Raw genomic sequence first — 1,431 nt, forward strand, 5'->3', positions numbered from 1 at the left:
GGCTCTTCCGATTTTGGTGTGTAAGGGCCGTGCGGTTTCATTCGGTGTGTGATTGAAAAAGTGAAGGAAACCGCGCGGCTTGTCAACGAGTCTAGCGCGTTCGACGGCCGGGTCCTGCTCGGCCTGGACAGGCTGCGTCTGAATCCCGTCTCGCAGAGGCACGTGTCGAAGGGCTCACGGGCGGGAGTGTGGCTGATCGGCTGCGAGCCGGCGGACGAGACCGCCCGGCATTGCCGGGAATGCGGGGCCGCGGGGCGGGTTCGTTCCTCATGGCGGCGCCGGTTCGCGCACACGCCCGTCGGCCAGCATGCCGTGCACCTGCTGGTACGGGTCAGACGCTACGAGTGCGCGGCGTGCGCCCGTTCGTGGACCGACGACCTGACCCACATGGCCGACGAGGGACGACGGTTGACGAACGCGGCCGTGTGGTGGGCGGCCGCCGAGGTCGTGCTCAAATCGAAGAGCGTGCTCGCATGCGCCCGCGACCTCGCCTGCTCGTGGGGCGCGTTGAACCGGGCCGTATCGGAGAAGGGCATGGGCGTGCTGGCCGCGGACCCGCGCCGGCTGGACGGCGTGGAGGCGATCGGCGTGGACGAGCACGTGTGGCGGCACACCCGCACGGGCAGCCGGTACGTGACCGTCATCGTGGACCTCACCCCGCGCAAACACGGCCGGCCCGCCCGCCTGCTCGACATGGTCGAGGGCAGGAGCGAGAAGGCGTTCGCCCGATGGCTGGAGCAGCGCCCGCAATCATTCCGCGACCAGGTCAAGGAGGTCGCGATGGACGCGTTCGCCGGATACAAGAAGGCCGCCGCACGCCAGGTGCCCCACGCCGTGGAGATCCTCGACCCGTTCCACATCGTCAAGCTCGCCGGCGACAAGCTCACCGCCGTGCGCTGCCGGCTCCAACGCGAGGCCACGGGACGACGCGGCACCGGAACGGACCCGCTCTACAAGGGCAGAAGGATCCTGTTGAAAACCGCCGGCCTGAGAACCGACAAACAGCAGGCACGCATCGACGCCTTGCTCGCCGACCCCGCGAACGAGCCGCTCGCCCTCGCGCACGGCGCCTACCAGAAGATCATCGCCTGCTACGCGCAGGAAGACCGCAGGAAAGGCCGGGGCATGATGGCCGAACTCATCGAATCCCTCGCCGTCAGGGGCGCGGCGCCGGGATGCCCCGAACTCGCCACGCTCGGCCGCACCCTCAAACGACGCATGAGCGACGTCCTCGCGTTCTTCGACCACCCCCACGGGGCGAACGGGCCCACCGAGGCCATCAACGGACGGCTCGAGACCCTCAGGGGCATCGCCCTCGGCTTCCGCAATCTCGACAACTACATCACCAGAAGCCTGCTCCACACAGGCGGATTCGGACAAGCCATCCAGACCCACCTCTAAACCACCACCCATACACACCAAAATGCGAAG

General features: G+C 67.9%; 1 protein-coding gene. It reads left to right on the forward strand.

The window, feature by feature from the left end; all coding sequences use genetic code 11:
• The first annotated feature begins 114 nt into the window (after positions 1-114).
• A complete protein-coding gene (locus G1C96_RS10060; RefSeq protein WP_205832134.1) occupies positions 115-1,401 on the forward strand; it encodes an ISL3 family transposase in 1,287 nt (428 codons plus the stop codon).
• Positions 1,402-1,431 lie beyond the last annotated feature (30 nt).

Origin of the sequence: Bifidobacterium moraviense (genome assembly GCF_012932365.1) — a bacterium.
GTDB classification, from domain to species: domain Bacteria; phylum Actinomycetota; class Actinomycetes; order Actinomycetales; family Bifidobacteriaceae; genus Bifidobacterium; species Bifidobacterium moraviense.